General features: G+C 60.0%; 20 protein-coding genes. 8 read left to right on the top strand and 12 right to left on the bottom strand.

The features are described from left to right. Window positions 1-41: 41 nt before the first annotated feature. The 7 genes from BXA01_RS02315 to BXA01_RS02285 form a co-directional block, all read right to left on the bottom strand. The gene (locus BXA01_RS02315) at window positions 42-722 is read right to left on the bottom strand and encodes a C39 family peptidase (RefSeq protein WP_073474518.1); all 681 of its coding nucleotides are present in this window, start codon (window positions 720-722) and stop codon (window positions 42-44) included. A gap of 64 nt (window positions 723-786) precedes the next feature. Next, the gene (locus BXA01_RS02310) at window positions 787-1773 is read right to left on the bottom strand and encodes a heme utilization protein (RefSeq protein ID WP_076563011.1); all 987 of its coding nucleotides are present in this window, start codon (window positions 1771-1773) and stop codon (window positions 787-789) included. A 73-nt stretch (window positions 1774-1846) separates the two neighbouring features. After that, a complete protein-coding gene (locus BXA01_RS02305) occupies window positions 1847-2419 on the bottom strand; it encodes an adhesin (protein WP_076563009.1) in 573 nt (190 codons plus the stop codon). A gap of 1 nt (window position 2420) precedes the next feature. After that, the gene (locus tag BXA01_RS02300; protein WP_041479690.1) at window positions 2421-2870 is read right to left on the bottom strand and encodes a hypothetical protein; all 450 of its coding nucleotides are present in this window, start codon (window positions 2868-2870) and stop codon (window positions 2421-2423) included. 331 nt (window positions 2871-3201) lie between these two features. Then, a complete protein-coding gene (locus BXA01_RS02295) occupies window positions 3202-3726 on the bottom strand; it encodes an AAA family ATPase (RefSeq protein WP_076567611.1) in 525 nt (174 codons plus the stop codon). After that, window positions 3723-4286: a nicotinamide riboside transporter PnuC gene (gene pnuC, locus BXA01_RS02290; protein WP_076563007.1), complete on the bottom strand. Its 564-nt coding sequence runs from the start codon at window positions 4284-4286 to the stop codon at window positions 3723-3725. Before pnuC ends, BXA01_RS02295 begins: the two co-directional genes overlap by 4 nt. A gap of 170 nt (window positions 4287-4456) precedes the next feature. Then, window positions 4457-6091, bottom strand: coding sequence for a methyl-accepting chemotaxis protein (locus tag BXA01_RS02285; protein WP_076563005.1), 1635 nt, complete (start codon window positions 6089-6091; stop codon window positions 4457-4459). A gap of 304 nt (window positions 6092-6395) precedes the next feature. Here BXA01_RS02285 and BXA01_RS02280 point away from each other — a divergent pair, with 304 nt between their 5' ends. Further along, window positions 6396-7226: an undecaprenyl-diphosphate phosphatase gene (locus tag BXA01_RS02280; RefSeq protein ID WP_016774688.1), complete on the top strand. Its 831-nt coding sequence runs from the start codon at window positions 6396-6398 to the stop codon at window positions 7224-7226. Beyond that, window positions 7223-7651 carry a DUF1294 domain-containing protein gene (locus tag BXA01_RS02275; protein WP_076563003.1) on the top strand — a complete coding sequence of 143 codons (429 nt, stop codon included), beginning with the start codon at window positions 7223-7225 and terminating at the stop codon, window positions 7649-7651. The genes BXA01_RS02280 and BXA01_RS02275 overlap by 4 nt, the downstream gene beginning before the upstream one ends. 119 nt (window positions 7652-7770) lie before the next feature. Here BXA01_RS02275 and BXA01_RS02270 read toward each other — a convergent pair whose 3' ends face one another. Both BXA01_RS02270 and BXA01_RS02265 read right to left on the bottom strand, forming a co-directional pair. Beyond that, complete coding sequence (locus tag BXA01_RS02270; RefSeq protein WP_016774690.1) at window positions 7771-8130, bottom strand: MmcQ/YjbR family DNA-binding protein; 360 nt, start codon at window positions 8128-8130, stop codon at window positions 7771-7773. Then, window positions 8127-9035 (bottom strand): LysR substrate-binding domain-containing protein, encoded by a 909-nt coding sequence (locus BXA01_RS02265; protein WP_056785936.1) that lies wholly within the window; start codon window positions 9033-9035, stop codon window positions 8127-8129. The genes BXA01_RS02270 and BXA01_RS02265 overlap by 4 nt, the downstream gene beginning before the upstream one ends. A 126-nt stretch (window positions 9036-9161) precedes the next feature. Here BXA01_RS02265 and BXA01_RS02260 point away from each other — a divergent pair, with 126 nt between their 5' ends. Both BXA01_RS02260 and BXA01_RS02255 read left to right on the top strand, forming a co-directional pair. After that, window positions 9162-9773 carry an FMN-dependent NADH-azoreductase gene (locus BXA01_RS02260; protein WP_076563002.1) on the top strand — a complete coding sequence of 204 codons (612 nt, stop codon included), beginning with the start codon at window positions 9162-9164 and terminating at the stop codon, window positions 9771-9773. 167 nt (window positions 9774-9940) lie between these two features. After that, window positions 9941-10978 carry an alpha/beta hydrolase family protein gene (locus BXA01_RS02255; protein WP_076563000.1) on the top strand — a complete coding sequence of 346 codons (1038 nt, stop codon included), beginning with the start codon at window positions 9941-9943 and terminating at the stop codon, window positions 10976-10978. Between the two features lie 127 nt (window positions 10979-11105). Here BXA01_RS02255 and BXA01_RS02250 read toward each other — a convergent pair whose 3' ends face one another. Both BXA01_RS02250 and BXA01_RS02240 read right to left on the bottom strand, forming a co-directional pair. Next, a complete protein-coding gene (locus tag BXA01_RS02250; RefSeq protein ID WP_076562998.1) occupies window positions 11106-12293 on the bottom strand; it encodes an MFS transporter in 1188 nt (395 codons plus the stop codon). 334 nt (window positions 12294-12627) lie between these two features. After that, window positions 12628-14214 (bottom strand): ABC-F family ATPase, encoded by a 1587-nt coding sequence (locus tag BXA01_RS02240; RefSeq protein WP_016774693.1) that lies wholly within the window; start codon window positions 14212-14214, stop codon window positions 12628-12630. A 375-nt stretch (window positions 14215-14589) separates the two neighbouring features. Here BXA01_RS02240 and BXA01_RS02230 point away from each other — a divergent pair, with 375 nt between their 5' ends. The 4 genes from BXA01_RS02230 to BXA01_RS02215 all read left to right on the top strand — a co-directional run bounded on the left by BXA01_RS02230 (window position 14590) and on the right by BXA01_RS02215 (window position 19197). Then, window positions 14590-15816 (top strand): zinc-dependent alcohol dehydrogenase, encoded by a 1227-nt coding sequence (locus BXA01_RS02230; protein ID WP_076562994.1) that lies wholly within the window; start codon window positions 14590-14592, stop codon window positions 15814-15816. Window positions 15817-15831: 15 nt separating this feature from the next. Further along, window positions 15832-16761 (top strand): ZIP family metal transporter, encoded by a 930-nt coding sequence (locus BXA01_RS02225; RefSeq protein ID WP_076562992.1) that lies wholly within the window; start codon window positions 15832-15834, stop codon window positions 16759-16761. A gap of 109 nt (window positions 16762-16870) precedes the next feature. Beyond that, complete coding sequence (locus BXA01_RS02220) at window positions 16871-18238, top strand: iron-containing redox enzyme family protein (RefSeq protein ID WP_076562990.1); 1368 nt, start codon at window positions 16871-16873, stop codon at window positions 18236-18238. 14 nt (window positions 18239-18252) lie between these two features. Continuing rightward, a complete protein-coding gene (locus tag BXA01_RS02215) occupies window positions 18253-19197 on the top strand; it encodes a methyltransferase (protein ID WP_076562988.1) in 945 nt (314 codons plus the stop codon). Window positions 19198-19230: 33 nt separating this feature from the next. Here the strand turns inward: BXA01_RS02215 and BXA01_RS02210 are convergent, their stop codons facing one another. Then, window positions 19231-19665, bottom strand: a complete 435-nt coding sequence (locus BXA01_RS02210) for a short chain dehydrogenase (RefSeq protein ID WP_076562986.1) — start codon at window positions 19663-19665, stop codon at window positions 19231-19233. Between the last annotated feature and the right edge of the window lie 67 nt (window positions 19666-19732).

The following is a 19732-nucleotide window of genomic DNA, read 5'->3' as shown; positions in this document are numbered from 1 at the left end:
GCTGCTCCCGGGACATCCAGTCCCATTCTCTAACTCGGCGATTAAAAGAAGTCGCTCTGAATGAACCCGAAATCCATCAATTCCGCATCTTTGACCGGGTTGAAACTGTCCAGCGAGTTCTTCGCCGTCAGCGGCACCGGAGGGCTGCGCAAGGCGTTGGCCTTGTCGTAACCGGGGCCGACGATGGCAAAGACAATGCCGTTCCAACCTTTGACAAAGTCGTCGTGCTTGTAGCGCTTGTGGCCGAGAACCGGGTCACCGATGTAGACCCAATCCTTGTCCGAACGCTGCAGGACGACGAAATGCTTGTAACCACGAATGTCCATCAGAACCACCACCGGAATGGTCACCGCTTCGAGTTTTTCGGGCGGGATCCGGTAGCCACGGGCGCGCATGCCGATGCTTTCTACGTAGCGCTTCATGTCGAGCATGGAGAAACCCTGGGTTCGCACCAGGTCCTGGTCAGCGTTGACCAGCATGCCTTTGATGATGTGCTCCTCATCGACGTCGAGCCAATAGGCCTGGCGCAGGACCGTCGCCAGTGCAGCAGCGCCGCAGCTGAAGTCGGTTTTCTGTTCGACGATGTCGGCAAACTTGCGCTCACGAATGCTTTGCACGTCCTTGTAGACCAGCACACCACCCGGCAGGGCAGCGATGGGCATCTGGGCCGCCTGAGTCAGGCCGCACAGACAAAGCAGAGCGAGGAGGGCAGGAGTCCGCATGATCGAATACGCCTTGTGGAACCGAGGAAAAGCCCCGTTGCCGGGGCTTTCGTTTCGATCGCGATTACATGCAGGCTTTGCAACCTGCGGCGATGGACAGCGAGTTGCTTTGTTGGTTGCCCACACCCGCCGAGACGTTGGCTCCGCCGTTGCCGGAGAAGTTGTTCATCGAGTTGGTCATGTTGGCGTTGTTGACGACAGGGGTTTTCCAGCCATCTTTGGTCAACACTTGTTGGGTGGTGACGCCAGCGAGGCCAAAAGTACCCACGGCTTCGAACTTGGCTTTCTGATCATCGTTGCCACCATGGCCGCCGCCACGGTTACCCCAGCCACCATGGTCGTTGTCGTCTTCGATGGTCGCAGTGCCTTTGGCTTTGAACACGCCAGCGGCTGCATAAGTACCGGTAAGGGTGTCGGTTTTGTAAGCCTGCACGCCTTTGTTTTCCACGACCAGGCCAGTCGAGGACTGGTTGGCAGAGGCAGCGGCCTGCGCTACACGACCACCGGAAACGGCGATGGCGAGGTTGTTTTTCTGTTGGTTGAAGTTGCCCGAGCTCACGTTGATGCCGATGTTGCCGGAACCATTGTTGCCTGCATTGCTGAGCGTGGCGTTGTTGAAGGTGGAAGAGTTTTTCACATAGTTGTTGTTGTTCACCTGAGTCGCGCTCGAGGCGGCAACAGCATTGCCGAAGATGAAGCTTTCGTCAGCGGTGGCCAGTGCAGCAGCGTTGTCCTGCTGGTTGCCGTCGCCAGCGGCGACGTTGGCACCCATGTTGCCGTTGGAGCCGTTGAGCGAGTCGCTGGCATTGGCGTTGTTCAGGGTGCCCTGGTTTTTCACCACGTTGCCGTCGCTGTTTTGTGCGTCGAGTACAGCGGCGCCGGCGCCTGCGGTGATCTGCAGCAGTTGTTCAAGATTCGGACCTTGTGGCTGGCCGTGACCGTTGCCGTGTCCATTGCCATGCCCGTTACCACGACCGTCGGCCTGTGCTGCCATTGCCATCACTGCTGCGAGTGCGAAAACCAGTGGTTTGAGAGCCATTGTAGGTTTCATGGTTGTTTCTCCGTCGTGCTTATTAGTTGGTTAAGTGTTGGGACTTTTCTAATTGCACTGCTTTTTGTTTGGGTCAGTCTGCGACCCGGATGCTCAGGGTGTTAGCCATGCGGTTCCCCACCCCGGCACTCTGGTTCACCTGGATTACCCCGCGGCTGCCGGTGAAGGCCTGATCACTGGTCGTGACCTGGCGACTGCCGATTGAGGTACCAGTTGCTCCTGAGCTCGGTAAAAACGCCACGTTCTGTTGCGAAAGGGCGCTGTCGTCAACGCTTTGCGGGCCGGCACTGATGCTGACGCGCGTTACGTTGGCCATTTGATTGTTGGCACCGGCGCCCTGGTTCACACCGAGGATGCCGTTGCCATTGCTGAAAGAGTTGCCGCCGATATTGGCGCTCGCGTCGATGGCGCGGCTGGCGGGCGTGTCGATGGTTTGCCTGACGCCGGTGGTGGCATGGGCTTCGGTGCCGATGGCAATCGCCTTGGTGTTGGCTTGCTGCATCTGGTCACCGGCGGCCTGATTGACGTTGAAGTTGCCGCGATACTGCGCACCGGAATCCTGAATATTTGCTTTGTTGACTGAAGCCGAATCGGCCATGGCGCTGGTGCAGCCGAGCAGGGCGAGAAGCAGCAGGGTGCGATTCATGTCATTGGCCTCCGGCCATGCGAGTCAGAGGCGCCAGCCCGGTGCTCATCGCCCGGTTGACCGTGTTGGAGATCGAGGCGCCAGAACCACCGCCGCTGCCAGTGCGCATACCGGGCAGGCCGTTCTGGTTGGTCAGGGTGTTCATGCCGGGCAGGTTGGAGCTGGGCGTGGTCATGTTGCCGCGGATCGATGAGCCGCTGGCGACACTGGCGAAATCACCGTCAGTGAGTTCGGTACTGCTGAGGGTCTGGTTGATCCGCGCCGAAGGGTTGGCGTTGACCGTGGTCGGATAGGGGTCTTTGCCGCCATTGCGACCGATCGCGATGGGTTGAACGTCGCGGTTGAGGACGATCACCCCGTTGCCTTCGGCTTGGGCGCTGACACTGATCAATGCGCTGGCGGCTGATCCGATCAGCAGGAGGCAGGTCAGGCCTTTATTGAAATTCCCCACGGCTGCAATTCCTTCTTCAGTGGGCTGGGTTATTCAGCGTTGTGAAGAAGAGAGCGAAAGCTGTGCCGGTTTTGAATTATCTAGTTATTCCAACGGCTTACATGCTCTGGGAAGTTCCCTGTTGCGGGCACTGTTTCAGCGCTGAGACACAGGGCGGATCGCTTGAGGGGCAATGGGCGCCGCAAAGCTCTGGAACAAGGGTTTGCGCCGAGGTGTTTCATCGGCGTAACAGATCACGTGACGCAATGATGAATGACGCTTGGGCGGGGCCTTTGCGCGGTCGGGAGTGTTTCAAAAACGGACAGTTTTGCGTTAAAAGCCGCCGGGCGGCTTATCTGGACAGCAAACGCTCGACCGCCGCAAAGGCTTGTGTCTGGCGCTCGGCCCAATTGCCTTCGATCACTTGCAACGGCTGTTGGTGCTGGATCAGCCAAACGCGGGTGGCTTCGTAGAACGCCAGGCGATCCGCAAGATCCGGTTGGCAGCGCTGGCCGTCTTCGGTCCAGTCGACTTGCTGCGGTGACAACAGCAGGTGCAGGTCGTAATGGCGCGCCAGTAACTCCGTTTCCAGCCAGGCCGGGCAGTCGCCAAACAGAGTCTGGCTCCAGAGGATGTTGCTGAGCAGGTGGGTGTCGAGAATCAGCAGTGGAGGCTGTTTCGCGCGCGCCTGATCTTCCCATTGCAACTGGCCCTGGGCGATATCAGGGATATCCGCAAGGCAAGTGTCGCGTGGGTTGTCTTCGATGAACCGACGAACATATTCATCAACACGCACGCCGCCGAATCGCTGCTCCAACCCTGCCGCCAGCCAACTCTTGCCGGTGGATTCCGGGCCGGTGAGAACGACGACTTTCATGTGCGCAATGCCGGATCGGCGCGCCATTCCCGCCAGCCTTGCACGGCGAGCAGGGTAAACAGCGCGTACAGGGCGGCGGTCAGGTACAGGCCTTTGTAGATGAACAGGCCGACAAAGATCACATCGAGGACGAACCACAGCGCCCAGCATTGCAGGCGTTTTTGCGCCATCCACAGTTGCGCGACCAGACTGAAGCCGGTGAGCGCGGCATCGAGCCACGGCTGTGCGGCGTCCGTCCAGTGCGCCATCGCCGCGCCTAGCAACACACTGCCGATCGCCCCAACGCCGAGGCCGAGCACCATCGAGCGTGCATCGAGGCGGGTAACCTGGCGACCGTCATGCATCGTCCCGGCGCGGGTCCATTGCCACCAGCCGTAGATCTGCAGTGCGGCGTAGATCACTTGCAGCAACATGTCCGAATACAGCTTCACCTCAAAGAAGATCCAGCTGTAGAGCAACACCATGACCAGCCCGATCGGCCAGCACCACGGATTCTGCTTGACCGTCAGCCACACGGCGATGACACCGAGGGCAGCGGCAAACAGTTCAAGCCCGGACATGAGTGATCCTTGGGGGAGTTGAGAAGGGGGCGGATTGTACTGCATTCGCCCAGACACAGAAGTACCCTGTGGGAGCGAGCCTGCTCGCGAAAGGGCCTGTCCAGTCGACATCTTCTTCCACTGACTGGCCCGACGCCTTCGCGAGCAGGCTCGCTCCCACAGGTTATGGTTCAGACCCGGAACTGACGCAGCAACCCGTTGAGCTGTTCGCTCAGTTGCCCAAGCCGCAGGCTGGCTGCACTGGACTGCTCAGCTGCCAGCGCGGTGCTATGGGAAAGCCCGGCCGCCTGCGTCACGTTCTGGTTGATGTCCTCAACCACCTGCGCCTGTTGCAACGTAGCGCTGGCAATCGACGCATTGAGGCCGTTGAGATTACGCAACGCCTGGCCAATTGCATTAAGGCTCGCCCCGGCCAGTCCCGCCTGTTCGATGGTCAATTGCGAGGCCTTGCTGCTGTCGCCGATCACCTTCACCGCAGCCTCCGAATGATTCTGCAAACGCTCGATCATCGACTGAATCTCCGCCGTCGATTTCTGCGTACGCTGGGCCAGCAAGCGCACCTCATCGGCGACTACGGCGAACCCGCGACCCTGTTCACCCGCACGCGCCGCTTCAATCGCCGCGTTCAAGGCCAGCAGATTGGTCTGCTCGGCAATCGAACGAATCACTTCCAGTACGCTGCCAATCTGCGTGCTCTCCGCTGCCAGGGTGCGGATCACTTCCACCGCCTGATCGATCGTGCCCGAGAGCTTGTCGATCTGTTGCAGGCTGCCGTCAATATTGATCTGCCCCTGTTGCGCCTGCGCTTCGGCATCGCGCATTTCTGCGGCGGCGTGTTCGGCGTTTTTCGCCACGTCCTGCACGCCGTAGGTGACTTCGTTGATCGCTGTGGCCACCAATTCCATCTGCTGCGACTGCTGCTGACTGCGCTGCTGCGCCTGCGAGGCATCGTTACCCAGCTCGCTGGAAGACAGGCCCAAAGCGCTGGCTGAGACCTGCAGATCACCAATCACTCGGCGCAGCTTGGCGGTGAAGGCATTGAAGTGATGGGCCAGTTCGGTGACTTCATCCTTGCCATGGGTATCGAGGCTGCGGGTCAGGTCGCTTTCGCCACTGGCGATGTTGGCCATCGCATTCACGGTTTCCTGCAACGGACGGACGATGCTGCGTGCGATCAGGATCACCAGCAGCGCCATGATCAGCGCAATCGCCAGGCCGATCGCCGACGCCTTGATCATTTGTTCCTGAAATTCCGCCTGAACATCGTCGACGTAAACACCGGAACCGATTACCCAGCCCCACGGCTCGAACAATTTCACGTACGAAGTCTTCGCAACGGGATCAGTCGCCCCCGGTTTCGGCCAGCGATAATTGACCATGCCCGCGCCTTTGGCCTTGGCGATGGCGACCATTTCGTTGAACACCGCAAAGCCGTCCGGGTCGCGGATCGCCGAAAGGTTCTGGCCTTCGAGTTTGGGGTTGGTCGGGTGCATGACCATCACGGGCGTGAGGTCGTTGATCCAGAAGTAGTCGCTCTGGTCGTAGCGCAGGCCACGGATCGCGGTCAGCGCCTGCTTTTGCGCGGCATCCCTGGTCAGGGTCCCAGCGGTTTCCAGCCCTTGGTAATAAGTCAGCAGGCCACTGGCGGTCTGCACCACGTGCTGGGTTTTCTGCGCCTTGGCGTGGTAGAGGTCGTCATGGATCTGCTTGAGCATCAGCACGCCCAAGGTCAGCAACATGACCACCGCCACGATCAAGATGAGCCACAAGCGTCGGCTGATCGACACACTGCGCAAGCTGTTCATAACGCTGTCACTCCGGATTCTTGTTCTTGTAATAAACGATCGCCAGCATCCAGCCACCGCTGTGGGCTCGCGATTGCGCGACTTGAGCCGCCTAACGCGGGGAGCGCTATTAAGGCTTGTCTGTTAGGATTTCGGCCCCGCGCGCGAAAACCTGAATCCGGTTTTGATATTTCACGGAATTTTTACCGTTTCGTGTGGATCCTGTGCGCGCGCAATCGCTACAGCTTTTACCGGCTACGCTGGACGCAGTGAACGAAAAAATACTATCGGGGCATGCCCGCGTGCATCGCTCTTTGGGGGATTGATGGATCTTTGGACCGCCTTGCAGGCACTGATTCTAGGAGTTGTAGAAGGGCTGACGGAGTTTTTGCCCATTTCGAGTACCGGACACCAGATCATCGTCGCCGACTTGCTGAACTTCGGCGGCGAGCGGGCCATGGCGTTCAACATCATCATTCAGCTCGGCGCGATCCTCGCGGTGGTCTGGGAGTTTCGCCGCAAGATCCTCGACGTGGTGATCGGCCTGCCGACCCAGCCGAGCGCCAGGCGTTTCACCGCCAACCTGCTGATCGCCTTCCTGCCGGCCGTAGTGCTCGGCGTAATTTTTGCCGATCTGATCCATGAATACCTGTTCAACCCGATCACCGTGGCGGCGGCGCTGGTCATCGGCGGAATCATCATGTTGTGGGCCGAACAGCGCCAGCATGAAGTGCATGCCGAAACCGTCGATGAAATCCGCTGGACCGACGCGCTGAAAATCGGCTTCGCGCAATGCCTGGCGATGATTCCCGGCACCTCGCGTTCCGGCTCGACGATCATTGGTGGCTTGCTGTTCGGCCTGTCGCGCAAGACGGCCACCGAGTTCTCGTTCTTCCTCGCCATGCCAACCATGGTCGGTGCGGCGGTGTATTCGGGCTACAAATACCGCGACCTGTTTGTGCCGGCGGATTTCCCGGTGTTCGCCATTGGTTTTGTCACGGCGTTCATCTTCGCCATGATCGCTGTACGCGGCCTGCTCAAGTTCATCGGCAGCCACAGTTATGCAGCGTTCGCCTGGTACCGGATTGCCTTCGGCCTGTTCATTCTGGCGACCTGGCAGTTCGGCTGGGTGGACTGGTCGGCGGCCAAGGCATGAACGATTCCCGCACGCGCCGCCCTGAGGGGCGACCTTCAGGCGGGCGCGTTCAGCATCTGAAATTGAAGCTTGTGGTGTTGCTGATCGTCTGCGCGCTGCCGCTGTTCGGCTCGCTGTCGATGTGGCTCAGCAACATCTCGCGGGTGCCGCTGGCGGCGTACGGGATTGTCAGTGTGCTGGCGTTCTTTCTGTACTGGGCCGACAAACGCAAAGCCCGCGCCGACGCCTGGCGCACGCCGGAAAACATCCTGCATGCGGTTGAACTGGCGGGTGGCTGGCCGGGTGCTTTGATCGCGCAGCAGGTATTCCGGCACAAAACGCGCAAGGTATCGTTTCAGATTCTGTTCTGGGCGATCGTGTTGCTGCATCAGGTGTTCTGGATTGACCAGATTTTCCTCGGTTCAAACCTGCTGTCGCTGATCTAACGTCCACCGAAAATCCCCTGTGGGAGCGAGCCTGCTCGCGAACGCAATCTCATCCTCGCTGATCAATCGCCTGACAAACCGCCTTCGCGAGCAGGCTCGCTCCAACAGGATTTGCGTGCTTACAAAAGCAGGCCGATTTGGGTTTTCTTAGGCAACTTGCTCACCACCAGTTGATGCGATCGCTGCAACAGTCCCTGCAACTCCTCGGCACCCAGTGGGTAGGGCGGGTGCATGATGATCCACTGCGCCCGCGCCAGATACGGCGCCGGATGAATCCCCGGGCGGTCGCAATGGCCGAGAAACAGATCCTTGTCGACCTTGAACGCCAGCGAATCCCCACGTAATCCCTGCAAGGCAAACATCTTGTTGCCGGCAATCGAGAACACCCGCACGCCGCCCCATTTGTAATCTTCCCGCGCGCCGGGCAGGGCCAGACAAAACTCGGCAACTTCGGCTTCGCTCATTCTTCCCTGTTTCATAGAAATCGATCCCCGCAGGCATTGAACGATTCGACCAGGTGATCGATCCATGCGCGCACCGCTGGCATTACCCCGCGCCTGTGCGGATAGACCGCTTGCAGCCAGCCGCCAGGCAATGACCATTGCGGCAGCACTTGCACCAGTGTGCCGTTACGCAATTCGGTTTCGCAGAACATCATCGGCAGCACGGTAAAGCCCTGACCGGCGAGCACGCAGGCCTTGCGCACCACGAAGTCATCAATGCCCAGCCGCGCTTCCATGCTCAGATCGACGCTCTTGCCTTGCTGATCGAGCAGACGCACATGAACCATGCGGTCGGCTTCCAGCGCGCCGAGTACCGGCAGGTTTTTCAGGTCCTGCGGATGAGTGATGGTCTTGCCTTGCATGAACGCCGGGCTGGCGATCACCACTGCTTGCGCCTGCCGCAAGCGCCGGGTGACCAGCAACGGGTCTTCATCGCCGTGATCGCGCACACGCAAGGCGACATCGATGCCTTCGGTGACCAGATCGACCCGGCGGTTGAGCAGGACGACCTCCAACTGCACCTGAGGAAACTTGCCGAGGAAATCGCTGATCACCGTCGGCAGCATTTCATGGGCAAGACCGGTCGGGCACGATACCCGCAAGCGCCCGCGAGGCTCGCTGGACATGCTCGCCACCGCCTCGTCAGCCATTTCCGCTTCCAGCAGCATCGCCTGACAGTGGCGCAAATAGCGTTCGCCCACGGCAGTGAGGCTCAGTTGCCGAGTGGTGCGTTGCAGCAGACGTGCACCGAGGCGCTCTTCCAACTCGGCAATTCTTCTTGAAAGCCGTGACTTGGGAATGCCGAGCAGGCGCCCGGCGGCGGCAAATCCGCCGGCTTCGACCACTTTGGCGAAATAGTAGAGATCGTTGAGGTCCTGCATGCGAGGTTCCAGTCGTTCTATCAATGGGACGAACTATCGCATTGTCGGCGACTAATCAGCTATTGGTTTGTTGCGTAGGATTGTCTTCATTCCGTCGCCGCCGGCGATTCTTTCAGGAGAACCCACATGAAACTGTTGCACATCGATTCGAGCATTCTCGGCGACAACTCGGCTTCCCGTCAGTTGAGCCGTCAAGTCGTCGACGCCTGGCAAGCCGCCGAGCTGAGCGCCGTGGTTACCTACCGCGACCTGGCCGCCGATGCGATCAGCCACTTCTCGTCGACCACGCTGGTTGCCGCTGGCACCACCGCCGAACTGCGCGACGCTGCGCAACAGCACGAAGCCGAGCTGAGCGCTTCGACCCTGGCTGAATTCATCGCTGCCGACGCCGTGGTGATTGCCGCGCCGATGTACAACTTCACCGTGCCAACCCAACTGAAAGCGTGGATCGACCGCGTCGCCGTCGCCGGCCAGACGTTCCGCTACACCGAAGCCGGCCCTGAAGGCCTGTGCGGCGGCAAGAAAGTGGTGATTGTGTCGACCTCTGGTGGCATCCATGCCGGTCAGGCCAGCGGCATCGCTCACGAAGAGTATCTGAAGCTGGTACTGGGCTTCCTCGGCATCACCGATATCGAAATCGTCCGCGCTGAAGGTCTGGCCTATGGCGAAGAAGTGCGCAACAACGCCATGAGCGCTGCGCAAGCGAAGATCAGCGAGCAACTGTTCGCCGCCGCGTAAGGCTTGCGTAAAGAACAGCGACTGTTCAGGCAATCCCCAAAAAACTCTGTATTCTGGTTCCGCAAGGGCTGAATACGGAGTTTTTTGTTTCTGGCTGTAACATTATCTGGCCCGGGTTATGCAGTTTCAGCACATCCGACGATGTGGTCCGACAGGGTGGGGCATTCATGAGGCATCTTTGTGCAATGTTGCTGATTTGCCTGCTGGGCAGCCTGAATTCAGTGCAGGCCGCACCGGGGCGCCACCCTGTCTGGAGCGTCGGTTATCACGAGATGACCTTTCTCGACCCGCTCGATCTGCAACCGATGCGCGCCATCGCTTTTTACCCCTCCAGTGACCGCGAGCACATGAGCTTGCTTGAGGGCTATTCGGTCGAGGCTGGAGAAGACACCAAAGTCGCCATCGGCCGCTTTCCCATGTTGATGCTCTCCCACGGCAATACCGGCACGCCGCTGGCCTTGCATGATCTGGCGACGTCGCTGGCGCGCAAGGGGTTTGTCGTGGTTGCGGTGATTCATCCCGGCGACAACTGGCGCGACCACAGCCGACTTGGCACGTTGAGCAATCTCTACGGCCGGCCAATCCAGATTTCCCAAGCGATCACCGCCACCCTCGGCGACAACATGCTGGCACCGTTCGTCAATGCTGATCAGGTTGGTGTGATCGGTTATTCGGCCGGTGGCGAGACCGCGCTGATTCTTTCCGGGGCGCAACCGGATCTGGATCGTCTGCGCCGCTATTGCCAGGAACGCCCGGACGATCACGACGCCTGCAACACCCAGGGCGAGCTGATTGTCGATCGCGATGACTTGCAGCCGGTGGCCGATCCACGGGTTCACGCCTTATTGCTCATGGCGCCGCTGAGCCTGAAGTTCGGCCGCCACACCCTCGCCGATGTGCACGTACCGGTGCTGCTGTACAGCGGCGACGGCGACAAACTGGTGGCCTTCGATAAAAATGCTGCGGCCCTGGCGCGTAAACTGCCCACCGCGCCGGACTTCAAATTGCTGGCCGGAGCAGGGCACTTCGTGTTCATGGCGCCGTGCACCGAAGAGCAGATCCGCGCCATGCCGGCGTTGTGCACCGATGCCGACGGGGTGGATCGCGAGGATATTCATCGCAACCTGATCTCCGAGGCCGGACGGTTTTTTGCCCATGCGCTGGGCAGATCGACACGGGCCGGGATGCAAACGGCGGATCAATAACTCAAACACCGCATTCCCCTGTGGAAGCGAGCCTGCTTGCGAAAGCGGTGAGTCAGCCAGCGCATCTTTCTCTGACACGACGCCTTCGCGAGCAGGCTCGCTCCCACGGAGATTGAATTGTCTGTTTTCAGGGAAGTGCACGACGCCTGAGCAACAAGGTCAGGCCCAAACCGGTCACCGACAACAACGCCGCGCTGAAGAAAATCCACGAATAGCCCAGATTCAACGCCACCGCGCCCATCAATGGCCCGGCAATCGCCAGCGCCAGATCGAAGAACACCGCATAAGCCCCCAACCCTGAACCACGGCTGGAACTCGGCACCTGTTTGATCGCTTCCACCCCCAGCGCCGGATACACCAGTGACAGCCCGAACCCGGCCAGCCCTGCGCCGATCAACGCATACGCAGTGGAGGGCGCGAGCCACAACATCACCAGCCCGACAGTTTCAACCGACATGCAAACGATGGCCGAGGCAAACCCGCCAAACCGGGCGATGGCCGAAATAAACAGCAATCGCGAGAGAATGAAACACACGCCAAACACGGTCAGGCAGTACGCCGCGCCGGTCCAGCCTCGGTTGAGGTAATAAAGAGTGATGAAGGTGGTCAGGGTGCCGTAGCCGATCGAGGCCAGCGTCAGGCTGGTGCCGTACGGCGCAATCTTGCCGAACACCGCCCAGAACGACAGGCGCTCACCACGAATCACCGGCACCGAAGGCTTGTTGCGGATCAACCACAGCGCACCTGCCGCCAACGCCGACAGCGCGAGGCCAAGGCTGACAAAGCCATATTCGGCAACCATCACCACGCCCAGAGGCGCACCAATTGCGATCGCGCCGTAAGAGGCGATGCCGTTCCAGCCGATGGATTTTGCCGTGTGCTCGACACCGACCTGGCCCATGCACCAACTGATGGTGCCGACACCGATCAGGCCTTGGGCAATGCCAAGCAGCAGGCGCCCGGCGATCAGGATCAACAGGCTGGTCAGCGGAAAACTTTGCAGCAAGGTCGACAGCAACGTCAGCGCGCCACTGAGAACAATCCCCCACAAGCCATAAATGATCGCCCGCTTGGTCCCGAGCGTGTCCGACATGCGCCCGGACATTGGCCGGCTGAGCAGGGTGGCGAGGTACTGCGAACCGATCACCAGGCCGGCAATGATCGCGCTGAAACCCAGTTGCTCATGGACGTAACCGGGCAATACCGCAATCGGCAAACCAATGCAGAGGAAGGCAATGAAGGTGTAGAAAACGATGGAGACGATCTGCAGGGTGATCGCCAGGGAGCTTTGCGGTGGCAGTGGCTGCGCAGACATGAGCACTCGTTCGCGGGCGGCGGTGGGAGAGTTGCCGACATCATGGCGCGGGGCCGGGATAAAAGAAAGCAGGCTAACTACTTCGCCTTAATGATCGTATTGATCGTTCCCACGCTCTGCGTGGTAACGCCGCCATGGACGCTCTGCGTCCGCTGTTGGGACGCGGAGCGTCCCGGGCTGCATTCCCACGCAGAGCGTGGGAACGATCAATTCCCCTGTGGGAGCGAGCCTGCTCGCGAATATCTGCGCACCCACAATTCCCAAACGCCGAATGCAAAAAGCCCCGTCACACGGACAGGGCTTTTAACTTGTCGCTTGAAACTAAAAGCTGCTCTTAGAAAACGACGCCCTGGCTACGCAGGTAGTCGTCATAAGTGCCGCTAAAGTCGGTCACGCCGTTCGGGCTCAGCTCGATGATGCGCGTGGCCAGGGACGATACGAACTCACGGTCGTGGCTGACGAAAATCAGCGTGCCCGGGTAGTTTTCCAGCGCCAGGTTCAGCGCCTCGATCGATTCCATGTCCAGGTGGTTGGTCGGTTCGTCCATGATCAGCACGTTCGGCTTTTGCAGGATCAGCTTGCCGAACAGCATGCGACCTTGCTCACCACCGGAGATGACCTTGACCGACTTGAGGATCTCGTCGTTGGAGAACAGCATCCGGCCCAAAGTACCGCGAATCATCTGCTCGCCCTGGGTCCACTGACCCATCCAGTCGAAAAGGGTGACGTCGTCTTCGAAGTCGTGAGCGTGGTCCTGAGCGTAGTAGCCCAGTTCGGCGGCGTCGGTCCATTTCACACTACCGGCATCCGGGGTCAGTTCGTTGACCAGGGTACGCAGCAGGGTGGTCTTGCCGATACCGTTCGGGCCGATGATCGCAACGCGCTCGCCGGCTTCAACCTGGAAGCTGAAGTCCTTGAACAGTGGCTTGCCATCGAAACCCTTGGCCATTTTCTCGACCATGACCGCCTGACGGTGCAGCTTCTTGTTCTGTTCGAATCGAATGAACGGGCTGACGCGGCTGGAAGGCTTGACCTCGGCCAGCTGGATCTTGTCGATCGCCTTGGCGCGGGAGGTGGCCTGCTTGGCTTTCGAGGCGTTGGCCGAGAAGCGGCTGACGAACGATTGCAGTTCGGAAATCTGCGCTTTCTTCTTGGCGTTGTCCGACAGCAGTTGCTCGCGGGACTGGGTCGCCACGGTCATGTACTCGTCGTAGTTGCCCGGGAACAGGCGCAGCTCGCCGTAATCCAGGTCAGCCATGTGCGTGCACACGCTGTTCAGGAAGTGACGGTCGTGGGAGATGATGATCATCAGGCTGTTACGCTGGGTCAGGATGTTTTCCAGCCAGCGAATGGTATTGATGTCCAGGTGGTTGGTCGGTTCGTCGAGCAACAGCACTTCCGGATCGGAGAACAGTGCCTGCGCCAGCAACACGCGCAGTTTCCAGCCTGGCGAGACTTCGCTCATCGGGCCGAAATGCTGTTCCAGCGGGATACCCAGACCCAGCAACAATTCGCCGGCGCGGGATTCGGCGGTGTAGCCGTCCATCTCGGCGAACTCGGTTTCCAGCTCGGCAACGGCCATGCCGTCTTCTTCGGACATTTCAGCCAGCGAGTAGATGCGATCGCGCTCGGCCTTGACCTTCCACAGCTCTTCGTGACCCATGATCACGGTGTCGATCACGGTGAATTCTTCGTAGGCGAACTGATCCTGGCGCAGCTTACCCAGACGCACGTTCGGCTCGAGCATGACCTGACCGCCGGACGGATCGAGATCGCCGCCGAGGATTTTCATGAAGGTCGACTTGCCGCAACCGTTGGCACCGATCAGGCCGTAGCGATTGCCTGCGCCGAATTTGACCGAAACGTTTTCGAACAGCGGCTTGGCGCCAAACTGCATCGTGATGTTAGCTGTGGAGATCAATTACCTTACCTATCAATGGGTTAGAGCTGGTCTGTGGTGCCTGGTACAAACTTGAGTACCAATCTGGAGCTTTTCCAGCTCCCCCCAGTCTGTGCTTGAGTTGAGCCAACGCGCATAAGCCGTCCGCAACTGGGGCCGTTGAAGGCAAGCTGCTGAGCGACGAGTACGGGGTTCTTGTTGGACATTGGCGCGCATTGTCGCATAACTCAGACGGCAGTTATATGGCAGGCAAACAGGCGTACGCATCGGCTCGTCCGAGAAGTCCCCGATATCCGCTGATCAAAATCTCGAAAACCCGAATGAACTCACTCGGCCATTTTCACTTCCGAAAGTGGAGCAGCAGCCATTTTCGTTCAATCGAGTGAGGACCAAGCCATGCGAGCAATGACCTATCACGGCGCCCATGACGTGCGCGTCGAAACCGTACCGGACCCGAAACTTGAAGCCGCCGACGACATCATCCTGCGCGTCACCGCCACCGCCATCTGCGGATCGGACCTGCACCTGTACCGCGGCAAAATACCCACCGTCGAGCACGGCGATATCTTTGGCCATGAGTTCATGGGCATCGTCGAAGAAACCGGCCCAGCCGTCACCGCCGTGCAGCGCGGCGACCGTGTGGTGATTCCGTTCGTGATCGCCTGTGGCGATTGCTTCTTCTGCCAGCAAGAGCTTTACGCCGCCTGCGAGACCACCAATGAAGGTCCCGGCGCGGCGCTGAACAAGAAAATGATTCCGCCGCCAGCAGCGCTGTTCGGCTACAGCCGTCTGTATGGCGGGATTCCCGGTGGCCAGGCGGAACTGGTGCGCGTGCCGAAAGCCAATACCGGCCCGTTCAAGGTGCCGGGCACGCTGTCGGACGAAAAAGTGCTGTTTCTCTCTGACATCCTGCCGACTGCCTGGCAAGCGGTGATCAACGCCGGGGTTAAACAGGGTTCGAGTCTGGCGATCTACGGCGCCGGACCGGTCGGTTTGCTCACCGCAGCCTGCGCCAGAATGCTCGGTGCCGAGCTGATCTTCATGGTCGATCACCACCAGTACCGCCTCGATTATGCCCAGCGCACCTACGGCGTGATTCCGATCAACTTCGATGAAGACGATGACCCGGCCGACACTATTACCAGCCAGACTCCCGGCCATCGCGGCGTCGATGCCGTGGTCGATGCCGTCGGCCTTGAAGCCAAGGGCAGCACCACCGAAACGGTCATGGCTACACTCAAGCTTGAAGGCAGCAGCGGCAAGGCTTTGCGCCAGTGCATCGCCGCCGTCCGGCGCGGTGGTGTGGTCAGCGTCCCGGGCGTATATGCCGGGTTCATCCACGGTTTTATGTTCGGCGATGCTTTTGACAAGGGCCTGACCTTCAAAATGGGCCAGACTCACGTACAGCGTTTTCTGCCGGAGCTGCTTGGCTACATCGAAACCGGCAAGTTGCAGCCCGATGCGATCATCACCCACAGGCTGTCGCTGGAGCAGGCGGCCGAGGGTTACAAGATCTTCAATAAGAAGCAGGAAGAATGCCGCAAGGTGATTCTGACCCCGGGTGGCAGCGATGTTCCGCTGGCGCAACTGGATGAAACCGCGCCGTTCGTACCGGCCACCTGAAACCGAGGAATTTTCATGGCGCTACCGTCATCTTCGTTCGCCGCCCCCGTGCGCGCATGGTTCGTCAGCCTGACGCGTACGGGCTGGGGAGGGCGGATTTTCTGGCTCACCCTGATCGTTGTAACCGTGTTGCTGTTGATCAGCGGCTACACCGGTTTGGTCAGTACCGGCCGCGACACGCTACGCCTAGCGACCCTTGGCGGGCTGTCGGGTTTTGCCGCCACGGCAGTCGGTGCGTTGCTGGCCCTGGCGTTGCGCGCGATTACTTCGCGAACCCAGGACACCATGCTCGGGTTTGCGGCAGGGATGATGCTGGCTGCCAGTTCCTTTTCACTGATCCTGCCGGGGATTGCGGCGGCGAAGGAAGCGGTGAGCAGTCCCATGCTCGCCGCTGCCGTCGTTGTGGCCGGCATGGCCTTGGGCGTGGCGTTGATGGTCGGCCTCGACCGCTTCGTTCCTCACGAACATGAAAAGAGCGGCCGGCGCGGCCCGGAAGCCAAGCGCTTCAATCGGGTCTGGCTGTTCGTGCTGGCGATCACCCTGCACAACCTGCCGGAAGGCATGGCGATCGGCGTCAGCTTCGCCACCGGCGACATGAAAATCGGCTTGCCGCTGACCACTGCGATCGCCATTCAGGACATTCCAGAAGGACTGGCTGTTGCGCTGGCGCTGCGGGTCACCGGCATTTCCGCAGTGCGTGCGGCGTTGATTGCCGCTGCGTCAGGATTGATGGAACCGTTGGGCGCGATTATCGGTTTGGGCATCACCAACAGCTTCGCCTTGGGCTTCCCGGTAGCGATGGGCCTGGCCGCTGGTGCAATGATTTTCGTGGTGTCCCACGAGGTCATTCCGGAAACTCACCGCAACGGCCACGAAACACCGGCCACGCTCGGGTTGATGCTTGGCTTCGGCGTGATGATGTTTCTCGACACGGCTTTGGGTTAGTCAACCATCCACACCACTGAGCGCATCGCCCCGCACAAAAAAGGAATTTTTTTCAGCGCCAATCACTCTTTCGTTTATAGGCAATGCCAATAACGCAGGGGAATGAGTCATGTCGCTGATCGAAATCCCGACCAGGAAGTCTTCGGGTAAAACATCCACGCTGGCGGATACCGAGCGCCGGCTCTATGACCGATTGCTGGCGGAAGACTCAACGGTTGATCGCGCGGCACTGGACTTCCTGCGCCGGCAACTGAGCAAGGCGGCTGCGCTGTCCGACGATTTGCCGGCCAGCGCCGAAGAGCTGCTGCAATGGTCGGAAACCCGCTGCGCCAGCGTCGCTGCCGAATACGCCGATTACCTCGAACAGCGTCAGCAGGGCGCGCCGCGCCGCTATTTCCGCAACAAATCCCACGCTTTGTATTTTATCTTGCACGTGGCACCGACCAAAGAGGTCGATGGCGCTTGGCTCGCCGGGCTGCTGCCGCAGTGGCAGGACCCGCGTTTCGACGATTTGCTCGATACCTATCTGGAAGAGCTGGGCGAGGGCGTGCCACGGCAGAATCATGTGGTGATCTATCGCAAGCTGCTCGCCGAGCATGACTGCTCCGATCTGAGCGGTCTTGCCGACGAGTATTTTCTGCAAGGCGCGGTGCAGTTGGCACTGGGACGTTTCGGCGGGCAGTTTTTGCCTGAAGTTATCGGTTTCAATCTCGGCTACGAACAACTACCTCTGCATCTGCTGATCAGTGCTTATGAATTGGCAGAGCTGGGCATCGATCCGCACTATTTCCGCCTGCATGTGACCATCGACAACGCCAGCACCGGGCACGCGCGCAAGGCTGTGCAATCAATGCTCGAACTTATGCCGTTGGGAGAAGAGCGCGATGAGTTCTATCGGCGCATGGCCGTCGGTTATCGCCTCAATGACATCGGCAAGGGCACAACCGCCGTGATTACAGAGTTCGATCTGGACCACGAAGTCATCGCCATGCTTGAGCGCAAGGCGGTGTTTGGCCGGCACATGCATTCCGACTACTGCCGCATCGAAAACCGCACCATCAATCAATGGCTGGCCACGCCGGGACAGATGGGCGAGTTTCTGTCGGCGCTGGAGCGCAAAAGCTGGATCAAGCGCGGCGAGGCGGTGGAAGAAAGTCGTTTCTGGCGTTTGATCGACGGCAGCGACGCGGCGATGTTCGGTGTGTTCAACGGCTATGAAAAACAGCTGCTGCGCGACTGGATCACTCAGGATTGCCCGGCCTCCCGGCCTCGGCCTTATGTGCGCCGCGAAGCTGCCGTCGAAGAAACCTTCGACGATGACGCCGATCTGCTCAACCTCGAAGCCGCACTGGCTGACAAACCTGCCGCCGAGCAGATGGCGTTGTTGATGCCGTGGCTGCAACCCCAGCGGCACTGGCGTCCGGCCGGACTTTTCGCGACGCGTCGCTTCATCCAACTGCGCGCCCGCTTGCGTTGAAACAAGGAGGCTTCATGTCGGCACAAGAAACATCGGACAGAGCGCTGTTCGAGCTGGGCAAGCGCCTGCTCGACAGCGGTTATCACTTCATTACTCCAACGCCATTGACCCATGAACGTTATCTCCAACGCTTTGCCACGCCGCTGGCCAAGGATCTGCGCGATGTGTTTGGTTGGTCGATGCCGTTTCCTTCAGAGCTATTTCGCGCAGAGGAACTGGCCACGCTGGAGCAGGCCGGCGTAGTCGAACGCGATGGCGCGGTGTGGCGCAGTCGTGTGCGCTGGTCGACGCTGAATAACCGGTTATTCGCCCACTCGGCGTTTCCGACCACCGCGAGCGATGCGGTGTTCTTTGGCCCGGACACTTATCGTTTTGCTCAGGCCATCGAAGCGCAATTGCAGCAGCGCTTTTCGCCGATCAGACGCGCAGTGGATATCGGCTGCGGCAGCGGAGCCGGGGCGGTGCTGATCGCCAAGGCGCGCCCGGATGCCGAGGTGCTGGCGGTGGACATCAATCCGCAGGCGTTGCGCATGAGTGCGGTCAACGCCGAGTTGGCCGGGGCCAACAACGTGTCGGTGTACCACAGCGATCTACTCGCCAGTGTCGAGGGTCAGTTCGACTTGATCATCGCCAATCCGCCGTACATGAACGACGAACAACAGCGCGCTTATCGCCACGGCGGCGGGGCGCTGGGTGAGGGTTTGTCGGTGCGGATCGTGCGTGAGGCGTTGCCGCGTCTGGAAGTCGGCGGCACGTTGCTGGTGTACACCGGCGTGGCGATCGTGGGCGGGCAGGATCCGTTCCGCGAAGCGGTGGCGCCATTGCTCAAGGGCGAGCGTTTCGGCTGGACTTATCGTGAGCTCGATCCGGATGTGTTCAGTGAGGAACTGCTCAAGCCTGAATACGAGCGCGCCGAGCGAATCGCCGTGGTCGCACTGACGGTAACCCGCGAGCAGTGACCGATAGTTGGGCCACTGCTTGCGCGGTGGCCGTCAGCGATTTCTGATGCGCGAGATCGTCAGCAGGCAAACTCCTACCAACATCGCGGCCCCGGCTACCAACAGCGGCGAAGGGCGAATCGGCTGCCGCGAGATACGCTCAATGCGCCCGGCGAGGGAAGCGCGTACAGGTGCGGCAGGTTCCGCCAGATAAGGCGCTTCTTCGATCTCCAGGCGTAAGCCGTCCGGCATTACCAACGTCAGCCCTTCGATCGTGCCGGCAATTCTGCCCGGATAAACCGGCTCACCGGTCGGGTCGAGCTGGTCGTAGAAAAACATTTGCCCTTCAAGCCAGCCGACGGCGGTCTGCAACTCAGGTCCCAGGAAATACTTTCCATCGAGAAAAAAGCCAGAGAATTGCGGCGCGCGCTCGACGCTCTCAATGCGATAGCGCTGACCTGGTTTCATACCGGTTTCTGGGGCGATCATGGGGGTTCCTCCGTTATTGGTAAGCGATAGAGGAGCGCGTGCCAAGCGTGGTTCCATCGAAATGAGC

This window comes from Pseudomonas sp. B10 (genome assembly GCF_900156235.1).
Lineage (GTDB): Bacteria > Pseudomonadota > Gammaproteobacteria > Pseudomonadales > Pseudomonadaceae > Aquipseudomonas > Aquipseudomonas siliginis.
This window is presented reverse-complemented; position numbering and strand designations above follow the sequence as displayed.